Source organism: Lactobacillus johnsonii (genome assembly GCF_013487865.1).
Lineage (GTDB): Bacteria > Bacillota > Bacilli > Lactobacillales > Lactobacillaceae > Lactobacillus > Lactobacillus johnsonii_A.
Map to the genome: position 1 here is coordinate 416,691 of NZ_CP047409.1, position 19,992 is coordinate 436,682.

16 protein-coding genes and 1 pseudogene are annotated in these 19,992 nt (G+C 34.4%); 12 read left to right on the forward strand and 5 right to left on the reverse strand.

Going from position 1 to position 19,992, the window contains the following annotated elements; translation table 11 throughout:
• Nucleotides 1-48: 48 nt before the first annotated feature.
• Together GTO82_RS01930 and GTO82_RS01935 are read left to right on the forward strand one after the other, a co-directional pair.
• A complete protein-coding gene (locus tag GTO82_RS01930; RefSeq protein ID WP_014567120.1) occupies nucleotides 49-927 on the forward strand; it encodes a glycosyltransferase family 2 protein in 879 nt (292 codons plus the stop codon).
• An 82-nt stretch (nucleotides 928-1,009) separates the two neighbouring features.
• A protein-coding gene (locus GTO82_RS01935) for an IS3-like element IS1223 family transposase (protein WP_180873561.1) occupies nucleotides 1,010-2,412 on the forward strand; the annotation gives its coding sequence in 2 pieces (ribosomal slippage) (nucleotides 1,010-1,484 and nucleotides 1,484-2,412; 1,404 coding nt in all).
• 54 nt (nucleotides 2,413-2,466) lie between these two features.
• Here the strand turns inward: GTO82_RS01935 and GTO82_RS01940 are convergent.
• Nucleotides 2,467-3,480, reverse strand: coding sequence for a sugar transferase (locus GTO82_RS01940; protein WP_014567121.1), 1,014 nt, complete (start codon nucleotides 3,478-3,480; stop codon nucleotides 2,467-2,469).
• Between the two features lie 283 nt (nucleotides 3,481-3,763).
• On the reverse strand, nucleotides 3,764-5,113 hold the full coding sequence (pepC, locus tag GTO82_RS01945; RefSeq protein ID WP_086874640.1) for an aminopeptidase C: 1,350 nt from the start codon (nucleotides 5,111-5,113) through the stop codon (nucleotides 3,764-3,766).
• Between the two features lie 197 nt (nucleotides 5,114-5,310).
• Between pepC and GTO82_RS01950 the strand changes: the two genes are divergently transcribed.
• Nucleotides 5,311-6,345, forward strand: coding sequence for an LCP family protein (locus GTO82_RS01950; RefSeq protein ID WP_180873562.1), 1,035 nt, complete (start codon nucleotides 5,311-5,313; stop codon nucleotides 6,343-6,345).
• A gap of 62 nt (nucleotides 6,346-6,407) precedes the next feature.
• On the opposite strand, the gene GTO82_RS01955 is transcribed toward GTO82_RS01950, so the two are convergent.
• Nucleotides 6,408-7,810, reverse strand: a protein-coding gene (locus GTO82_RS01955) for an IS3-like element IS1223 family transposase (protein ID WP_180873561.1) whose coding sequence is annotated in 2 segments (ribosomal slippage) — nucleotides 6,408-7,336 and nucleotides 7,336-7,810 — 1,404 coding nt in all. Because the reading frame shifts where the segments join, the coding sequence is not laid out codon by codon here.
• Between the two features lie 93 nt (nucleotides 7,811-7,903).
• Here GTO82_RS01955 and GTO82_RS01960 point away from each other — a divergent pair.
• The 9 genes and pseudogenes from GTO82_RS01960 (at nucleotide 7,904) to GTO82_RS02000 (ending at nucleotide 16,781) form a co-directional block, all read left to right on the forward strand.
• Entirely contained in the window at nucleotides 7,904-8,455 is a 552-nt protein-coding gene (locus GTO82_RS01960) for a hypothetical protein (RefSeq protein WP_014567124.1), read from the forward strand.
• Nucleotides 8,455-9,834 carry a DNA repair protein RadA gene (gene radA, locus GTO82_RS01965; protein ID WP_180873563.1) on the forward strand — a complete coding sequence of 460 codons (1,380 nt, stop codon included), beginning with the start codon at nucleotides 8,455-8,457 and terminating at the stop codon, nucleotides 9,832-9,834. The genes GTO82_RS01960 and radA overlap by 1 nt, the downstream gene beginning before the upstream one ends.
• An 81-nt stretch (nucleotides 9,835-9,915) precedes the next feature.
• The gene (gltX, locus tag GTO82_RS01970; protein ID WP_180873564.1) at nucleotides 9,916-11,415 is read left to right on the forward strand and encodes a glutamate--tRNA ligase; all 1,500 of its coding nucleotides are present in this window, start codon (nucleotides 9,916-9,918) and stop codon (nucleotides 11,413-11,415) included.
• Between the two features lie 89 nt (nucleotides 11,416-11,504).
• Complete coding sequence (gene cysS / locus GTO82_RS01975; RefSeq protein ID WP_180873565.1) at nucleotides 11,505-12,917, forward strand: cysteine--tRNA ligase; 1,413 nt, start codon at nucleotides 11,505-11,507, stop codon at nucleotides 12,915-12,917.
• Nucleotides 12,910-13,353: a Mini-ribonuclease 3 gene (locus tag GTO82_RS01980; RefSeq protein WP_004895772.1), complete on the forward strand. Its 444-nt coding sequence runs from the start codon at nucleotides 12,910-12,912 to the stop codon at nucleotides 13,351-13,353. The genes cysS and GTO82_RS01980 overlap by 8 nt, the downstream gene beginning before the upstream one ends.
• Nucleotides 13,340-14,095: a 23S rRNA (guanosine(2251)-2'-O)-methyltransferase RlmB gene (rlmB, locus tag GTO82_RS01985; RefSeq protein ID WP_180873566.1), complete on the forward strand. Its 756-nt coding sequence runs from the start codon at nucleotides 13,340-13,342 to the stop codon at nucleotides 14,093-14,095. The genes GTO82_RS01980 and rlmB overlap by 14 nt, the downstream gene beginning before the upstream one ends.
• 213 nt (nucleotides 14,096-14,308) lie before the next feature.
• Complete coding sequence (locus tag GTO82_RS01990; protein WP_180873567.1) at nucleotides 14,309-14,866, forward strand: sigma-70 family RNA polymerase sigma factor; 558 nt, start codon at nucleotides 14,309-14,311, stop codon at nucleotides 14,864-14,866.
• Between the two features lie 67 nt (nucleotides 14,867-14,933).
• On the forward strand, nucleotides 14,934-15,152 hold the full coding sequence (locus GTO82_RS01995) for a hypothetical protein (RefSeq protein ID WP_003649422.1): 219 nt from the start codon (nucleotides 14,934-14,936) through the stop codon (nucleotides 15,150-15,152).
• A gap of 121 nt (nucleotides 15,153-15,273) precedes the next feature.
• Nucleotides 15,274-16,781 (forward strand): annotated as a pseudogene (locus GTO82_RS02000) (gluconokinase).
• A gap of 66 nt (nucleotides 16,782-16,847) precedes the next feature.
• On the opposite strand, the gene GTO82_RS02005 reads toward GTO82_RS02000, so the two are convergent.
• Together GTO82_RS02005 and GTO82_RS02010 are read right to left on the reverse strand one after the other, a co-directional pair.
• Entirely contained in the window at nucleotides 16,848-18,608 is a 1,761-nt protein-coding gene (locus GTO82_RS02005; RefSeq protein ID WP_180873568.1) for a 1-deoxy-D-xylulose-5-phosphate synthase, read from the reverse strand.
• Nucleotides 18,609-18,707: 99 nt separating this feature from the next.
• Complete coding sequence (locus tag GTO82_RS02010) at nucleotides 18,708-19,955, reverse strand: MFS transporter (protein ID WP_014567127.1); 1,248 nt, start codon at nucleotides 19,953-19,955, stop codon at nucleotides 18,708-18,710.
• Nucleotides 19,956-19,992 lie beyond the last annotated feature (37 nt).

Sequence of the window (19,992 nt, forward strand, 5' to 3'; positions counted from 1 at the left end):
TAAATATGTTGTAACCAATGTAGCAAGAAAGCAATGAGAGAATAGCGCATGGAAAAAATCTCAGTAATTATTCCTGTATATAATGATGAAGAATATTTAGCTCAATGTTTGGACAGTGTCTTAAGACAGACTTATTCTAATCTTGAAATTATTTTAGTAGACGATGGATCTACAGATAGTACCCCCGAATTATGTGAAAAATATCGGGAAAAATATGCCAATATAAGAATTTTGCACAAGAAAAATGGTGGAGTAGGCTCAAGCCGTAATGCTGGTCTTGAAATGGCAACTGGTGAATATGTTTTATTTGTAGATCATGATGATCTGCTGAGTGAAACTCATATTGAAGAACTTTATAAGCTGTTGAAAAAGAACGATGCAGATATTGCTGTAGGAAATTTTAATCATTTCATTGAAGAAAAAAGAGCATATGGGATTTGGCTTAAAGAAGATGATTACTTTGAAAAGACCTACACTCCAGAAGAATGGTTTACTGTAGAATACGAGACGGTACCTTATAATATGTCCATCATTTTTGCTGTGCCATGGGCAAAATTATATAAAAAATCTCTTTTTGAAAATATAGTTTATCCTATTAATGCTCGTGTAGAAGATGATCTAACTACATGGAAAATATACCTATTAGCAGATAAAATTGCATACATGAATAAGGCAATTTATACGCACCGTATTTTTGAAAATAGTGTCTCTGCACAGGCTAATAAGACTGCCGTTTTCCCTTTAGAAGCTGTGGAAGAAAGAATAAGTTTGTTAAGTCAGCTCGGTTTTGATATTACAACAGAAATTGAAGCATATTGCTATCGTCTAAATATTTGTATCGATACAGCATTAAAGGATGGAGATTATCTAAAATATCGTAATGCTAAGCAAAAGATGGCGATCTTGAAGAAGTACAAGAAAATATAATTGAATAAAAATAAAACTCTCTGAGATTGAAGTGCCTCATAATTGTTAGACATAAAATCTAATAATTATGAGGTATTTTTTTATGACCAAATATTCGACTGAATTAAAAATTGAAATTGTTTCCAAATATTTAAATCATGAAGATTCAATAAAAGGTTTAGCTAAACAATATAATATTCATTGGACTCTTATTCGTAGGTGGGTTGATAAGGCTAAGTGTCAAGGTTTAGCTGCCTTATCTGTTAAACATACTAAAACTACTTATTCTTCTGACTTTAGGCTAAATGTGGTACGCTACTACTTAACACATTCTATTGGAGTTTCAAAGGTAGCGGCTAAGTTTAATATTAGTGATTCTCAAGTATACAATTGGGCTAAAAAGTTCAATGAAGAAGGATACGCTGGGCTGCTGCCTAAACAGAAAGGTCGGCCTAGGAAAGTGCCTAAAAAGAGTAAGAAGACAACTAAAAAGTTAGAACTTAGTGAAAAGCAAAAGTATGAAGAAAAAATTCTTAAGCAGGAAGCTGAATTAGAAAGACTTAGAGTGGAAAATCTTGTCTTAAAAAAAGTGGCTGCCCGATATCCACGTTATCCAACAAACAAAAAACACAATTAATACAGGATATTCGGGCAAAACACCATCAAATTAAACTTAAGGTCTTATTTAAGGTGCTTAAATTAAATAGAAAGACTTACTATGACAATGTAAAAAATAGAATTAATCAAGCTGATAAGTATGCTTTAGTAAAAGAGAAGATTCAAGAAATCTATTATGGCTATGAAGGACAAGAAACATATGGTTATCGTCCTATGTGGGGAGCGTTAAGAGATGAAGGATTTAAATTTTCTCTAGAAACAGTATGTAAGTTAATGAGAAGTTTAGGAATAAAAACAACAATTTATCATAAAAATACTGGTAAATATAGTTCGTATAAGGGTAATGTAGGAAAGAAAGCACCAAATATCCTAAATCAAACTTTTGATGAAACTATCCCCTATAAAGTTCTTCATACCGATGTAACCGAATATAAACTAACTAACGGCAAGAAAGTTTATATTTCTCCTGTAGTAGATAAAGCTTCTTTGGAGATTCTAGCTTGTGCAGTAAGTTACTCTCCTGAAATGAAAACTATTTATAATATGCTAGATGAACTAGCAGATAATCTTCCACCAGGAGCTGCTCCTATCCTTCATTCAGATCAAGGCTTTCAATATCAGAATCCAGGCTATCAGGCTCGACTAAAGAAAATGAATATAATCCAAAGCATGTCCCTAAAAGGAAATTGTCATGATAATGCACCAGGAGAAACGATATTTAATCTAATGAAGAGAGAAAAACTGAATCGACTTAAGATTGGAAGTTTAGAAGAGATGAAGGAAATTCTGAAAGATTATATTTATTGGTTTAACAATGTTAGAAGATCAAACAAATTAAAATACACGACTCCTGTAAAATACAGAAATCGTGTATTATCAAATCTTTAAAATTTTATAAATGTCTAACTTTTCTATGGCACTTCATTCTCAGGGAGTTTTTAGTTAATTATTGTATTGAGCTTTTACCACAGCGTCAACTAATGCTTTTTTAGTAAAGTAACCATTACGAATTAAACTACCAAAATTATTAACACTATCAATCATTTGTCTATAATCTTCATTATTAGTTTGAAGAACTTTGGCTTGAGCTTCATCTAGACTGTCAGCAATAATGCCTAGATGCTTATTTTTTATAGCTTCAGCTTCTGGAGTAGCGCTATTTACAATAATTGGTAAACCTGCTGCTAAGTAGGTGCTAAGTTTATAAGAAGCATTTACTTTCATATATTCAGACCAATATGGCTCTTCAGACCAAACTAAGCCGAATCCACCAGTTTGTCGTAGTTCTTCTAATAAAACAGGATCATGTTTCCAACCAGTAAGTTCAACATTGTGTTCAGAATCATTATTTTCAGGGTCTGAATAAACTTTTAATTTAATATTTTGACAGTTCCAAGTTTTAACAAAATCAAATTTGTCCGCATTGCCAGCGAAATTAATTACTTTATTATTTTCAGGGGTAATGAAGTAGTTAACAGTTGCTGGATGATCCCAAAAATGTTGAACCACATATGGCTTTTCTTTTAAGCCGTTTTCTCTTAAAAGATCATACATTTTTTTCGATGGGACAATTAAAACGTCAGCCTTGTTATAGTAATCAATATATTGAGGCATGAGATAGCGATTAACTTCAAACATTAGGGGAATTACATCATGAATAAAGATGATTTTTTTAATATTAGGATAAAGATTGATATGGTCAATCAGTGCTTGATCCCATTCAATCGCGATCCAACTAGGAGATTGAAAAATGACAGTATCACCACCGTTAAGGGAAGCAATAATCCCATCAAAACGGGTGCTTCTTGCTTGTAGTGGTTCCTCTTTCCAATGATAAACATAAATACCGAACTCATTCATCCCTAATTGTTTTGCAAAATCTACAACCATATTTTGAGCATTTTGAGCTACGCTGTTTATGGCCATACCATTTATATTTGTAATATGAACTGTCATCACATTTCTCCTTTGAAATTCCTCTTTTCTTAAGTATAAGAAAGAAAAAATTTTTTTACAACACAGGCCTTATTTAATCATTGAGAGTATATTTAAAAGTTAGTTTTAAACATTTCTTTTTTAATTAAGTATTAGATGTAATTTAGAGACGTATGTCTAATATTTTGTCTACACTCAATATTCTATAATAATTTGTTAATTTTATAGTAAGAAATTATTTAAAAAGAGACAAAATAAAAATCATTCAGTTTGCTTTATGTTGCATTCCGAATGATTTTTATTTCTAATAATTATTAGCTAAAGCACCCATTGGATCCCAAGGAAGTAATTGAATTGGATCTTTACTGCCTTCTTCAAAAGTCTTCTTTAAGTCATCGCTAAGGTGTTTCTTGTTGATAACTGCTTGGTAAACAAATTTATCGAACCAGCTGTCACTCATTACAAAGTAACCTTTAAATCCAGGCTTTTCACCCCAAGAATTTTCAATCTTCCACTTAGTTGGCTTGCCATCTACTAGGTCAACACCTGTAATAACCATTGCGTGGTCCATCAAGCTTTCGCCTGAATCAAGCATGTCAGCTTTAGACATGTCAAAATCAACATCAAATAAGTCGTCACGTTTATATAATTCAGTATCAAGTAAACCGGCTTGACGTTCAGAGTCTTTAACAACATTTGATCCAAACCAAACAACTTCACCGTTTTTAAGTTGAGTGATAATCAAATCTTTCATTTCATCAATTGGTAAGTTCAAGTGACGTACTTGACGTCCGCCTTCCACATTTCCTAAGTATTCAACAGAAAATACTTTATGGAAAGGCTTGTCTTTAGTCGGTGCATTAATTGTGGAAATGTATTCACTTAAGTCCCAACCAACATACTTTTTAAAGAAGTCTTGTGGACTTAAGGCAGCATCTCTATGGTAGTTACCATCATCATCTTTGTATTCAAAATCAAAAGTTTTAGGTGGAACACCAAGAGAAATAGCTAAAATACGGTAAACTTCTTTAAGCATTTCGTTTTTGCGTTCTTGAACTTCTTCTTCACTCTTTCCATCTTGAACCATCTTACGTAATTCAAGACCATCTTTTCTAAGAAGGGTATTTAGAGTGTCATTTAAAGCACTTGAATTAGTTGCATTAGCAGTTTCTGGGTAAACTTTCTTTGGAACAATACCATATTTTTCAATTATTCCGCAAAGCATATCCCATTGACCACCGTCTTGTTGTGGGGTTGCAAATAGGAAGGCAACTTTACGATCACCCAAATCTTTATCGGCAGTAGTAATTACATTTTCAAAGAACCAGTTTGACTTTTCAAATTTGTCCCAGAAGTTAGTGTAATTTTGAGATAATTCAAAGTCCTTAATTTTGAAGTTCTTTTGAATTGAATGACGCATAGTGTTTAAAGCACTGAACATCCAGCAGCGACCAGATTGTTTTTGGTTAGCAACTTTCCCAGTATCAATTTCAATTGAAAAAGTTGGGTCTAAGTCAATCTTAGTTTGTAGATTTTGACTAGCTTTAAAAATGCCATTTTCTTGAGCAGCACGAGCCGCAATTTTGTTAGCTTTACTTGAGTTAAAGTCATTTTCGAAATTATTAATAAGATCGTTTGTGATTTCTTTGCTCATAAAATCCTCCTTAATTAAAAAAAGCTTAATTATATTTTAGCTTAAAATAAAGAGTTACGTCTAGTCATGGTATTTAAAATTTGAATATGATATAAATAATTTTTTTATTAGTCTAAAGCTTTATTAAAAAAATAGATAAAAGAGACAATTAGATGCTTCTTTTTGTTATTCTGATCACGGAATTTGGAGGAAAAAATATGAAACTCAAGAAAAAATATTTATTTTTCTCAATAGTTGGGATCTTAATGGTAGCGGTTTTAGGAATTTTTGGTTATGAATACCAAAAAATTCAATCGACGGCTAATACTATTTCTACTAATCATTCTTTAGCCAGTCGTCAGCAATTAAAACAAGGAAACCCATTTTCAATCTTGGTATTAGGTACTGATGTGGGAGCCTTAGGACGAGGAACTAGTTATGCTGGAAATACAGATACTTTGGAATTAATTACTGTTAATCCTAAAAAGCATACTTTAACTACAACTGCTATTCCTCGAGATACCTTAGTAAGGGTTGAAACCAAAAATAAGGTAGAATATACCAAAATTAATGCAGCCTATGCTTTAGGCGGACCTAGAGAAATAAAAAAGCAGGTTCATGAATTACTGGATGTTCCTGTTGATTATTATGCCTTGGTTAATATGGGTGGATTAGAAAAGACCGTAAACGCTGTTGGCGGCGTTACTGTTAATAATCCTTTTTCTTTTAAGTATGAAGGACATACATATCCTAAGGGAAAACAGTATTTAAATGGTAGCGAGGCTTTAGGCTACAGTAGAATGAGATATGATGATCCTGATAATGACTATGGCCGTCAAAAACGGGGCCAGCAGGTTCTACTTAGTGCTCTGACAAAAGTTAATAAATCAAAAAATATTATGCAAATGAATTCTTTACTCGACACAGCCAAAGATAATGTTCGGACTGATTTACCTTTAGATGATTTAATGACTCTATATAAGAACTATCATGGAGCATTAGCCGATACTCAGAGTGATCATTTACAAGGAAAAAATGCGACAATTGATAATTTTAGTTTTCAGATAGCTCCAAATCGGGAAATGCAGCGTTTGTCAGATAATACCCGTCAAGCACTAGGATTAACAAAGGTTAAAGTTAATAATATTCAAACTAAAATGAATGATATGCAAACTAACTGGAATGGCTATAATAATGTAAATTATGTTTTACCAAATAACGCTCAAGTTTATATTCCAGTTAATAAAGTATGATAAAAAATAAAGCACTTATTGGTCCATGAAGTGCCATAGAAAAGTTAGACATTTATAAAATTTTAAAGATTTGATAATACACGATTTCTGTATTTTACAGGAGTCGTGTATTTTAATTTGTTTGATCTTCTAACATTGTTAAACCAATAAATATAATCTTTCAGAATTTCCTTCATCTCTTCTAAACTTCCAATCTTAAGTCGATTCAGTTTTTCTCTCTTCATTAGATTAAATATCGTTTCTCCTGGTGCATTATCATGACAATTTCCTTTTAGGGACATGCTTTGGATTATATTCATTTTCTTTAGTCGAGCCTGATAGCCTGGATTCTGATATTGAAAGCCTTGATCTGAATGAAGGATAGGAGCAGCTCCTGGTGGAAGATTATCTGCTAGTTCATCTAGCATATTATAAATAGTTTTCATTTCAGGAGAGTAACTTACTGCACAAGCTAGAATCTCCAAAGAAGCTTTATCTACTACAGGAGAAATATAAACTTTCTTGCCGTTAGTTAGTTTATATTCGGTTACATCGGTATGAAGAACTTTATAGGGGATAGTTTCATCAAAAGTTTGATTTAGGATATTTGGTGCTTTCTTTCCTACATTACCCTTATACGAACTATATTTACCAGTATTTTTATGATAAATTGTTGTTTTTATTCCTAAACTTCTCATTAACTTACATACTGTTTCTAGAGAAAATTTAAATCCTTCATCTCTTAACGCTCCCCACATAGGACGATAACCATATGTTTCTTGTCCTTCATAGCCATAATAGATTTCTTGAATCTTCTCTTTTACTAAAGCATACTTATCAGCTTGATTAATTCTATTTTTTACATTGTCATAGTAAGTCTTTCTATTTAATTTAAGCACCTTAAATAAGACCTTAAGTTTAATTTGATGGTGTTTTGCCCGAATATCCTGTATTAATTGTGTTTTTTGTTTGTTGGATAACGTGGATATCGGGCAGCCACTTTTTTTAAGACAAGATTTTCCACTCTAAGTCTTTCTAATTCAGCTTCCTGCTTAAGAATTTTTTCTTCATACTTTTGCTTTTCACTAAGTTCTAACTTTTTAGTTGTCTTCTTACTCTTTTTAGGCACTTTCCTAGGCCGACCTTTCTGTTTAGGCAGCAGCCCAGCGTATCCTTCTTCATTGAACTTTTTAGCCCAATTGTATACTTGAGAATCACTAATATTAAACTTAGCCGCTACCTTTGAAACTCCAATAGAATGTGTTAAGTAGTAGCGTACCACATTTAGCCTAAAGTCAGAAGAATAAGTAGTTTTAGTATGTTTAACAGATAAGGCAGCTAAACCTTGACACTTAGCCTTATCAACCCACCTACGAATAAGAGTCCAATGAATATTATATTGTTTAGCTAAACCTTTTATTGAATCTTCATGATTTAAATATTTGGAAACAATTTCAATTTTTAATTCAGTCGAATATTTGGTCATAAAAAATAAGTGTTTTTTTCGTATATATAAGTAGGACAAGTATAATAAATTAACGTAAAATATAGGTCTAAGTGAATGTAAGAGAGGATAAAAATGAAAAAACGTGGTTTTGAAATAGTATCTAAATACCGTAATGCAGGCCTCCACCTGCCTCAACGCCAAACAATTGCGAGTGCGGGCTATGACTTTGAATGTGCACAAGATATAGTTTTACCATCAATTTGGTGTATGAACTTTGTTCGAATTTTTAGACTAATTAGAAATGGTCATGAATTAAATGAACACGATCTACAATTAGCTGAAAAAGTATTAAAGCCTTTTTTAGTACCCACTGGAATTAAGGCATATATGCCAGAGAATGAAGTTCTAATTTTAGCTAACCGCTCTTCTAATACTTATAAGCGAAATGTTACTTTGCCAAACGGGATTGGTGTAATTGACAGTGACTACTATAATAATGAAAAAAACGAAGGTGAAATTTACTTTCAATTAATTAATTACGGCGTTCGTCCGCTAAAGATCAAAAAGGGTGAACGAATTGGACAAGGAATTTTTATGCCTTACTTAAAAGCAGATAATGATGATCCAGTTCAAAGACAGCGTCTTGGAGGATTTGGTTCGTCTGGAACAAGGAATGATGACTAATGGCAAAAGTTAAAACTCGTTATAAGTGTCGTAATTGTGGATATATTTCTGCTTCCTATCTTGGAAGATGTCCCAATTGTGGTGCTTGGAATCAATTTGAAGAAGAGACACAGGAAATTAAAAAAGTATCAACTAAGGCAACTGCAAGCCGGTTGATGACTAAAATTGGAAATAATGATCCAGTGAAGTTAACTGAAGTAAAAGCTGAGAAAGAAAAAAGAATTGTGACTCCTTTTGAAGAATTAAATCGAGTTTTAGGAGGAGGGATTGTTCCAGGATCTTTAGTTTTAATTGGAGGAGATCCAGGAATTGGAAAATCAACCTTAATGCTTCAAATTACTGGCGCTTTAGCTAAAGAACATAGCGTCTTATATGTTTCAGGAGAAGAGTCCGCAAGTCAAATAAAGATGCGGGCAGATCGATTAGGAGTAAGCAATAGCGGAATTTTGCTTTATCCAGAAACAAATATGCAGAATATTCGTGACCAGATTGATGAAATTAAGCCAGATTTTTTGGTAATTGATTCTATTCAAACAATGAATGAACCTTCACTTGATTCAATGGTTGGATCTGCTTCTCAAGTACGTGAAGTAACAAGTGAACTAATGAAAATTGCTAAAAATGAACAAATAACTACTTTTGTTATTGGCCATGTAACTAAAGAAGGAGCAATTGCTGGGCCTAAGATTATGGAACATATGGTTGATACCGTTCTTTACTTTGAAGGAGATGGGCACCACTCATATCGAATTTTAAGATCAGTAAAGAATCGTTTTGGTGCAGCTAATGAAATTGGAATGTTTGAGATGAAAAATGAAGGGTTAGCAGAAGTAAGTAATCCTTCAGCTATTTTCTTAGACGAACGCTTACCTAATTCGACTGGTTCCTCAGTTGTTGTTTCACTTGAAGGAACGCGGCCTCTTCTTGCAGATATCCAAGCTTTAGTAACCCCAACAGCATTCGGATATGCAAAAAGAACAACTTCAGGATTAGATTTTAATCGAGTAGCACTTTTATTGGCAGTTTTAGAAAAAAGAGGCAACTTAATGCTTCAAAACCAAGATGCTTTTCTAACTGCAACTGGTGGGATTAAATTAAATGAACCAGCAATTGATCTTGCAATTTGCATGGCAGTTGCTTCAAGTTATAAAAATAAAGAAATTTCTTCGACTGATTGCTTTGTAGGCGAAGTTGGCTTAACTGGTGAAATTAGAAGAGTTAGTCAAATCGAAGCTAGAGTTAAAGAGGCCGCAAAAGTAGGCTTTAAGAGGATTTTTATTCCTAAAAACAACTTAAGCCAGGAACTTAAGAATAACTCTGAGATCGAAGTAATTGGAGTAGCAAGTTTACCACAAGCTTTAAAACTTGTTTTTAACTAGCAGAGAGATTGAACTTTTGCTCGTTAAAAGTTACACTTAAATGGATGAATTTTAATAAATTTTGAAAGAGGCGCTTTAATTTTGGCAAAACAAAAAATCCGCGTTCGTTACGCACCAAGTCCAACAGGTCACTTGCACATTGGTAACGCACGTACTGCATTATTTAACTATCTATTTGCACGTCACAATAAAGGGACAATGGTCTTAAGAATTGAAGATACGGACCAAAAACGTAACGTTGAAGGTGGTTCTAAGTCCCAAATGGAAAACTTGCACTGGTTAGGTATTGACTGGGATGAAGGTCCTGATAAGGGTGGCGACTTTGGCCCTTACCGCCAATCAGAGCGTAAAGATATTTACAATAAATATATTCAACAATTAATTGATGAAGGTAAAGCTTACTATTCATACAAGACTGAGGAAGAACTTGAAGCACAACGTGAAGAACAACGTGCAATGGGAATTGCTCCTCACTACACTTATGAATATGAAGGCATGACCGCTGATGAAATTAAAGAAGCTCAAGCAGCTGCAGAAGCAAAAGGCTTAAAGCCAGTTGTTCGTATCCACATTCCTGAAAATAGAACTTATGCTTGGGAAGATATGGTTAAGGGTAAGGTATCATTTGAATCAGATACTATCGGTGGTGACTTCGTTATTCAAAAACGTGATGGTATGCCAACCTACAACTTTGCCGTTGTAATTGATGACCACCTAATGGAAATTACTCACGTTCTTAGAGGGGACGACCACGTAGCTAACACTCCTAAGCAATTAGTTGTTTATGAAGCACTTGGCTGGGAACCACCTAAGTTTGGTCACATGACTTTGATCATTAACTCTGAAACTGGTAAAAAACTTTCTAAGCGTGATGAATCAGTTCTTCAATTTATTGAACAATACCGTGACCTTGGTTACTTACCAGACGCAATGTTCAACTTTATTACCTTACTTGGTTGGTCTCCTGTTGGTGAAAGTGAAATTTTCTCACAAAGAGAATTAATTAAGTCATTTGATCCTAAGCGTTTATCTAAGTCACCAGCTGCCTTTGACCAGAAGAAACTTGAATGGATTAACAACCAATACGTTAAGAAGGCAGACCGTGATCTTTTATTAGATCTTGCTTTGAATAACTTACAAGAAGCAGGTTTAGTTGATAAAGCAATTTCACCAGAAAAGATGGAATGGGTTCGTCAATTAGTAAATATTTACGCCGTACAAATGTCTTATACTAAGCAAATTGTAGATATTGCTAAGATCTTCTTTGAAGAAGCTCCAGAATTATCTGATGCGGAAATTGAAGAAATCAAGAAAGACGATGCTCGTCCTGTAATTGAAGAATTCAAGAAGCAATTAAATGCTGTTCCTCGCTTTACTGCTGTACAAGCTATGAACGCAATTCAAGCTACTCGTCGTGAAACTGGGGTAAAGGGTAGAAAATTATTTATGCCAATTAGAATTGCTGCTACTCGTTCAATGGTTGGACCTGGTATTGGTGAAGCTATTGAGTTAATGGGTAAGGAAAAAGTTAACAAGTACATTGACTTAACTTTAAAGCAATTAAGTGATTTAGGTCTTTAATTATTTAATACAGTTAAAGCTACGTGAAAGCGTAGCTTTTTTTGTTAGAATAGTTATGAAAGAATGTCTTAAATGAAAGAGGGATGATCATGAAGGTCTTTAATACTTTAACTCGAAAAAAAGAAGAGTTTAAGCCATTAGTAGCTGGAAAAGTAAGCATGTACGTTTGTGGACCAACTGTTTATAATTATATTCATATTGGAAATGCCCGCAGTGTGATTGCATTTGATACAATTCGTCGATATTTTGAGTATCGAGGCTATGATGTGAATTATGTTTCTAACTTCACCGATGTTGACGATAAGATGATTAATGAGGCACGTAAAGAACATACAACTGTCGAAAAGCTTGCTGAGCGCTACATTAAGGCTTTTATGGAAGATACCGAAGCATTAAATATTGAGCCAGCTACTCTTCATCCACGCGCAACTCATGAAATTAAAGAAATTATTGACTTTGTTCAAGATTTAATTGATAAAGGCTTTGCTTATGAAGTTGATGGGGACGTATATTACCGTGCTAGAAAATTCCCTAACTATGGTCAACTAAGCGATCAAAATATTGCTGAACTTGAAGAAGGTGCTTCTGAGCATATTAATGAAGAAGAACAAAGTAAGAAAGAAGATCCAATTGACTTTGCCTTATGGAAGGCTCAAAAAGAAGAGGATGAAATTGCTTGGGATTCTCCATGGGGAAAGGGGCGTCCAGGCTGGCATATTGAATGTTCAGTAATGTCAACTAAGTACTTAGGCGATACTATTGATATTCATGGTGGTGGCCAAGATTTGGAATTTCCACACCATGAAAATGAGATTGCTCAAAGTGAAGCTAAGACCGGTAAAAAATTTGTTAATTACTGGATGCACAATGGTTTTGTGACAGTAGGTAATAAACAAGAAAAAATGTCAAAATCACTCCATAACTTTGTGACTGTGCATGATATTCTAAAGCAAATTGATCCACAAGTTTTACGTTTTTACATGTCTAGTGTTCAATATCGTCGCCCAATTAACTATTCTGAAGATGGCTTAAAACAAGCTGAAACTGTTCTTAAACGCTACCAAAATACTTTGCGTAATCTTGATGCTAGACTAAATGATGAAAATGAGACGCTTGAAGATAATGGCTTAAGGGATGATTTAACACAAGCAAAAGCTGAATTTATTGAGGCCATGGATGATGATTTTAATGTTCAAAATGCTTTGAGTATTATGTACGATTTGGCTACAACTTTAAATAATCACTTGCAAAAAGATCAAGTGGATAAGCCAGCTTTAAAGCGTGCTAAAAAATTATTGATTGCTTGGCTCGAAATTTTTGGAGTTAGCTTTAAGGAAGAGCAAGCTGAAAATGATGATGAAATTGAAAAATTAATTGCTCAACGCGATGAAGCACGTAAAAATAAGGATTGGGCTGAAAGTGACCGCTTAAGAGATGAGTTACAGGCTAAAGGCATTGTAATTGAAGATACTCCACAAGGAACGAGGTGGCACCGTGCTTAAGCCGAAGATTTTAACAGAAAAAAATACTAATCCAGATGGGTTAGGTCCTCTTACTTTAGCTTATTTAGGGGATGGGGTATATGAGGTTTATATCAGACGCCACTTGGTTAAGGGTGGAATTGTAAAACCACAAATGCTTCAACGATATGCAACACATTATGTTTCCGCAAAAGCTCAAGCAGCATTAATTACTAAAATGCAAGACTTAGAAATGCTAGATGAAGATGAATTAGCAGCCTTCAAGAGAGGAAGAAATGCTAAAAGTCATACGCATGCAAAAAACACTTCAATTAACACTTACAAGCTCTCAACTGGATTTGAAGCGATGTTTGGATACTTAGATTTATTAGGTAAAAAAGAACGTGTTGATGAACTTGCAAAATGGTGCATTGACCAAGTAGAACAAGGAGGACTAGATAATTATGAGTTCAAATAATGATGAATTTGTATATGGACGTCATGCTGGCATTGATTTTTTAAAAACACAGGATGCTAACTTAATTAATAAAGTATTTTTACAAAATGGTGTTCAGGAAGAATTTGCTAACCAAGTTTATCAATTAGCACGTAAAAAAAATCTAGTTGTTCAAAATGCTCCTAAAAATAAGTTGGATCAAATGGTTAACCATGAAAATCACCAAGGTTTGGTTTTAACTGTAGCTCCATTTGAATATGCTGATTTAGATGAACTATTAGATAAGTTTGACCAAGAAGGAAAAGAACCATTTATCTTAATGCTTGATTCAATTGAAGATCCCCATAACCTAGGTTCGATCTTAAGAACTTGTGATGCGACTGGCGTGAATGCAGTCATTATTCCAAAAAGAAGAGCAAGTGGTTTAACTTCTGTTGTTGCCAAAACTTCAACGGGTGCAATTGATTATGTGCCAGTAGCTCGAGTTAATAACTTAGTTCAAACTACTAAGATGCTGAAAAAGCGTGGTTACTGGATTTTTGGTACTGCCATGGAAGGTGAAGATTATCGTAAGTGGAATGCCAAAGGAAAGACAGTGCTTGTGATTGGTAATGAAGGTAAGGGAATTTCTCCATTATTGTTAAAGCAAATGGATCAAACTTTAACCATCCCAATGGTTGGACATGTTCAATCATTAAATGCTAGTGTTGCAACTGGTGTTTTGCTTTATGGGATGTTCAATAGTCGTCATCCTGAAAAATAATTAAAGATTAGAAAAAATTGTCATTTAGTTTTATAAAGAGCTAAGTGACAATTTTTTATTGCTTATAGTTATAAAAACAGACACACAATAAAGTCTTGATCATTAACAAAGTACAATTGCTATATACCTGTGATTAATAAACATTTGTTCCCTTAGAATGAGATTTTTTCTTTTTTATTCTTATTACCAAATAGAAAAGGAGGAATTTCCGGAATGGAAAGATTGAATGAAATTTATTTGATTCGACGTGTAAAAGAAGAGCAAGATATGGATGCTTTGCATGAACTAGTAGAGCGGTATCGGCCTTTAATCAATGGAGCGAAGCTAAATTTTTTCATTCGTAATTTTGATCATGATGACTGGGAACAAGAAGCATTAATCATGTGTTATCAAAGTTGCTGTACCTACGATGAGAAACGAGCAAATAGTTTTGGGGCGTATTATCGGACAAAATTTTATAATCATCTCCGATCGCTCTTAAGGTATGAATTAGCCCAGAAGAGAACATCGTTTACTAAAGCTATTTCCTATGACAATGTGGTGCATAAAAATTTGATTAAAGAAGAAGTTGAAGAGATGCACATCACACCTAGAAAGGAAATGTATCAAAAATTTATTAACAAGTTGTCAGAAAAAGAGGTAATTGCTCTCAAAGTTTTTCTGGGAGAATTAACGATTGAAGAAGCGAGCAAGAAGACAAATTATAGTCGTTATCAATTACTACAAGCAAAAGCTCGGTGTAAGGCAAAAATGCGGAAAGAATTGTTTTAAATTCGCATAGAACGAATAAAAAGACTATAATAGGTTTTGTAGAATTTATTTAGGAGGTAATTTTAAGATGGCAGATGAAGTTATTAAGACAGAATTGTTAGACCGTCACATGAAGGAAGTTTTTGATTGGAGCGATTCTGACATGCCTGTTAGAGACGCACTTTGGGACTACTTTATGGAAAAGAATGGTAGAGATACCATGAAGACGGAAAGTGACATGCTTCCGTTCTTGAAAGACTCTGACGATAAGATCGAAGCCTTCGTCAACGAAAATCTTAAGAAGTAACATCACCTAAAAACAATAATTCTACGCATAGTGGTCACGCATTGTTTGACCACCAAAGAACAATCTCTAGGGATTGTTCTTTTTTTGTGAGAAAATATATTTTAAAAGAAAGGGGCGGCTTATGGACTATATAATTGGGATGGATATCGGAACAACAGCAAGTAAGGGTGTATTGTATCAAGAAAATGGCAAGAAAATTGAAGAAATGTCACTTCCTTATCCTTTAATTCAAGAAAAAGTAGATCAAGCGGAAGAAGATCCACAAGTAATATTTGATGCTGTTCAAAAGATTATTTTCGACTTAAGTAAAAGAGTTGCAGGAAAAATTAAAGCAATTTCTTGGTCGAGTCAAATGCATAGTTTAATCGGCATTGGAAAAGACAATCGAGTACTGACTAACAGTATTACTTGGGCAGATAATCGAAGTAGCCAACTTGTGGCTCAAGCAAAAGAAAATGGTCTTGCGCAAGATATTTATCAACAGACAGGGATGCCGCCTCATCCAATGGCTCCTGTGTATAAATTACTGTGGATTAAAGAAGAAAATCCTAAACTTTTTGCACAGGTGCAAAAATGGATTGGAATTAAAGAATATATTATTTGGCGTTTAACTGGCACGATAGTGACCGATACAACGATGGCAGCTGGAACTGGCTTGCTTAATCTCCACACTTTAACTTGGGATAGGAAATTACTTGATAAAATTGAACTAGATCCAGAAAAATTGCCGAGCTTAGCTAAACCAGAATATGTGGTTGGAAAAGTAGAAGCAGAATATGTACAAAAATTGGGTTTAAATTCTGAAACAAAAATTATTTTAGGAGCTAGTGATGGATATTTATCAACAATTGGTGTTGGTGTTTTAGATAAAAAATACTTTGCACTAAATGTTGGTACATCAGGGGCTGTAAGAGCAATTGCACCTAAAGCAATAGTTGACTCAAAAAATCGCTTCTTTTGTTATCCAGTCGATAAAAGTCATTATCTTCTTGGTGGCCCAGTAAATAATGGGGAATCGTCTTTGAGTGGGCTAGAAAAACGATTTTTGGGCCCGATCAAACTGCAGAAGATTTTATTAATGTTGCTGAAACTGTTCCTGCAGGCAGTAATGGCTTAATTTTTCATCCCTACTTAGGGGGAGAACGAGCACCAATTTGGAATGCTCAAGCTCGCGGATCTTTTATTGGATTAAGTCGAAACCACACTAAACCGCAAATGGCGCGGAGTGTTTTAGAAGGTATTGTCTTTAATCTTTTAGGTGCAGCTAGAGGCTTACGCGAAAAAATAGGGAAACCAGAAGCATTAAGAGTCACTGGCGGCTTTGTAAGAAGTGATTTTGTAAGGCAGTTAATTGCTGATATTTTTAATTTACCAGTAGTGGTAATTAAAAATGATCAAAGTGGAACTTTAGCAGCCATGTTTCTAGCACAATTAGGCTTGAATGAAGAGGATAGCTTAGACAAAATAGTGAAAGAAATAGATAACAGTAAAGTATATTTTCCAAATCCAAAAAATGTGCAGGTCTATCACGATATAATTCCGATCTATCGAGAAGTAGAACACGATTTAGACCAAAGCTATGACAAAATAGCTCAATTTCAGAAAAAATATCCTAAATTATTTGAATAATAAAAAAGGTAAATTGTATCAAATTAGTACAATTTACCTTTTTTCTAATATAAATATGAATTTGACTTATTTTAGAATTTCTAAAATATCACTAACAATTTGATCAGGCATTAAATGATCACGCTTGTAGATAGATTCTTTTGGTTTATTATCAGTGTATTCCTTTTTAGCACCATAATTCTTAACCATCATCTTAGTTGGACCATAGTAGCTAGCAATCTTTTGACCAAAACCACCATCAATACTGTTGTCTTCTAGAGTAACAACTAATTCATGGTCGTTTTGAAGTTCAGCTAATGCGTCATAATCAAGGTGAGCAGCAGACTTTGGATTGATCAAAGTGGCATTAATGTTTTCTGTCTTTAATAAATCAACTACCTTTTCACCTAATTGATAAAAGTCACCTAAACCAATGATGGCAACCTTAGAACCGGGCTTTACATCATACTTAATAGTTGAATAGTCTTCATCCACTGGTTCACCTTCTGGAATTGAATTTACTGGAGATTTAATTGCTATGGGATGCTTTCTTTGCTTAACTGCCCATTCAAGCATTGATTTTAATTCATTCAAGGTGGTAGGAGCTAAGTATTCCCAGTTTGGCCAATTTGCGACCATGGCGTTATCAAAAATACCTAAGTGCGTCTTAGAAGTGCCAGTAATTCCGCCGCCAGCTACCACCATTACAACTGGTAAGTCGTTAGCTGCTACATCGTGAGAAAGTTGATCATAAGCACGTTGTAAGAAAGTAGAGTTTTCAAATAAGACTGGGGTAATTCCTTCTTTAACAGCCCCTGCAGCAAAGGCAACAGACTCTTGTTCAGCAATTCCTACATCCTTATAATTCTTAGGATACTTATTCTTAATCTCACCTAAACCAAAGACGCCGGGGATAGCAGCATTGATGGCTAAGATGTTTTCTCGATTTTCAATATGTTTCTTTAAGAAATCCAAAACTACAGTAGTTGGATTAGGAGTCTTTGGAGCTGGTACAGTTGTCTTGTCCGTCTTAAGATCAAAAGGCAATACCCAGTGGTGACTAGCTTCATTTTCAATAGCTGGCTCATATCCCTTACCCTTAAGGGTATTGATATGTAAAACAATTGGGTGGTCAATATCTTTAATTGATTTGAAGGCATCAATCATTGCTTTAAGATCATTTCCCTGACCAACATATTTATAATCTAGTCCCATTGCAGTAAATGGATTATCAGCTGTTTGACCATTTGATTCACGTAATTTCTTCAAAGCAGTTACAACACCGCCGACATTATCGTCAATCGACATTTGATTGTCATTTACTACAATAATTAAATTATGCTTTTCATCAGCCGCATTATTAAAGCCCTCAAAGGCTAAGCCACCAGTTAAAGAACCATCCCCAATAAGAGCTGTAATGTTTTCATGTTCTCCTAGCATATCACGCGCTCTAGCCATTCCAGTTGCTAAAGCAACTGAAGTTGAAGTATGACCAACAGCAAAGTAGTCATATGGACTTTCCTCAGGATTAGAATAAGGAGTTACATCCTCGTACTTATCGGGATCAAGCCAACCATAAGCACGTCCAGTTAACATCTTGTGTGGATAAGTTTGGTGAGAAACATCCCAAACAATCTTATCTTTAGGTGCATCGAAAACATAATGGTAGGCAATTGTAGCTTCGACAATTCCTAAGTCAGGTCCTAAGTGGCCACCTTTAGCAGCATCTTTTTCTAGGATCAAGGTTCTAATTTCACTAGCTAGTTGTTCTAGTTCTTTTAGATCTAATTTTTTAAGATCTTTTGGACTTTTAATCTTGTTTAATAAAAATTCTGGATGTTTGTTCATATTTTTTCACCCCAACATTAATAAAAAAAGCTTACTCATTTATTGTAAGTCAATGAGTAAGCTTTTACTAATATTAAGTTAGCATAGATAAGTATAAGTTTAATCTATACTTTCTTCTAATGGTTGAGAGGCATTTTGCTTTTTGAGAGTAAGGAACAAAGCAACAAAACTGAGCGCAAAAGCAGTTGCGTTGATTGCCCAACCGAAGTTATAAGAACCAGTAGTATCAAATAAAAGACCGTTCAAGTAAACAGATGCAGACATTGCAAATGCACCAGTCATGTTAATTACTGAAAGAATTGTACTGTAGTCCTTAGCTCCGAATTCTTCTCGAATAAGGTAAGGAAGAGCAACTAAACACACACCTTGACCCAAACCTAAAATAAAGGCAGAGGCAATAAGTGGGAGACTAGTCTTAAAGAAAATTTCGCCGCTCCAGCCTAACAAGCCAAATAGAGAATAAATAAATAAAGTAGCTCGTGTATTAAAACGATCAAGCATAAAACCGATAGAAATCTTACCAGCTGCTGCTCCAAGCATTACCCCAGAAACTACTGATGCACCAATTGTTAATGGGAGGCCTTGGCTGGTAATATGACCTGAAATATGTTGCACAGATCCAGAAACAAATTGCAATGCAAGCATTGCAAATGCTAAAGCATAAAAGACAGGAGTCTTAAGAGCTGCCTTAAGGGTAATACCACTAGTTTCAAGAACTTTTTCTGGTATATTTTTCACTTTGCCATATGCTTGGTGTTTTTGGTTAGGTTTTTCTCTTAAGAAGAATGCTGAAGGAACTAAAATTCCGAGAATTAGTAATCCTTCGCAGATGAAGCCACCTCTCCATCCAAAGTTGGTAATGATGTTACCAATAATTGGGTTAAAAATGGTACCACCAAAGGCTGAAACTCCAAGGGCAATTCCCATCACAGTTCCTAATTTTTCATTGAACCAGTTTCCTAATAAGACAGGGATGGATAAAGTAATAGCAATTGGTTGGCAAATTCCAATAATGATCCAAGCAATATAAAAATGAGTTAAACTTTGTGCTACTGATAAGCTAAGCATGGAAACTCCAATTACAGCAAAACAGAAAGTTAAAAGCCAACGCAAGTTAAGCTTGGTCATAATTTTACCTGCAAACAGCAAGGTAATTGCGGCAGCAGCATTTTGCAAGGTTGTCATTAAGGCAACGCTTGCTCGACCAACATGGAAGCTTTTACTAATTGGTTCAAAGAATAAACCAATAGTATTAACAATTAATCCAAATCCTACTAATGAAATTAAACAGGAAGCAATAAAAACCCACCAGGCAAAAAAATGCGAATTTTCTTTTTTCTTATTCACTTCTTTTCCTACTTTCTAGAATTATAATCCAAAAAAA

Excerpts from the sequence above, each read along its gene's own strand:
- cysS (WP_180873565.1), top strand. The coding sequence starts at position 11,505 with ATGAAGGTCTTTAATACTTTAACTCGAAAAAAAGAAGAGTTTAAGCCA.
- GTO82_RS01930 (WP_014567120.1), top strand. The coding sequence starts at position 49 with ATGGAAAAAATCTCAGTAATTATTCCTGTATATAATGATGAAGAATAT.
- GTO82_RS01990 (WP_180873567.1), top strand. The coding sequence starts at position 14,309 with ATGGAAAGATTGAATGAAATTTATTTGATTCGACGTGTAAAAGAAGAG.
- GTO82_RS01960 (WP_014567124.1), top strand. The coding sequence starts at position 7,904 with ATGAAAAAACGTGGTTTTGAAATAGTATCTAAATACCGTAATGCAGGC.
- GTO82_RS01940 (WP_014567121.1), bottom strand. The coding sequence starts at position 3,480 with ATGACAGTTCATATTACAAATATAAATGGTATGGCCATAAACAGCGTA.
- pepC (WP_086874640.1), bottom strand. The coding sequence starts at position 5,113 with ATGAGCAAAGAAATCACAAACGATCTTATTAATAATTTCGAAAATGAC.
- GTO82_RS02005 (WP_180873568.1), bottom strand. The coding sequence starts at position 18,608 with ATGAACAAACATCCAGAATTTTTATTAAACAAGATTAAAAGTCCAAAA.
- GTO82_RS01995 (WP_003649422.1), top strand. The coding sequence starts at position 14,934 with ATGGCAGATGAAGTTATTAAGACAGAATTGTTAGACCGTCACATGAAG.
- radA (WP_180873563.1), top strand. The coding sequence starts at position 8,455 with ATGGCAAAAGTTAAAACTCGTTATAAGTGTCGTAATTGTGGATATATT.
- GTO82_RS01950 (WP_180873562.1), top strand. The coding sequence starts at position 5,311 with ATGAAACTCAAGAAAAAATATTTATTTTTCTCAATAGTTGGGATCTTA.
- rlmB (WP_180873566.1), top strand. The coding sequence starts at position 13,340 with ATGAGTTCAAATAATGATGAATTTGTATATGGACGTCATGCTGGCATT.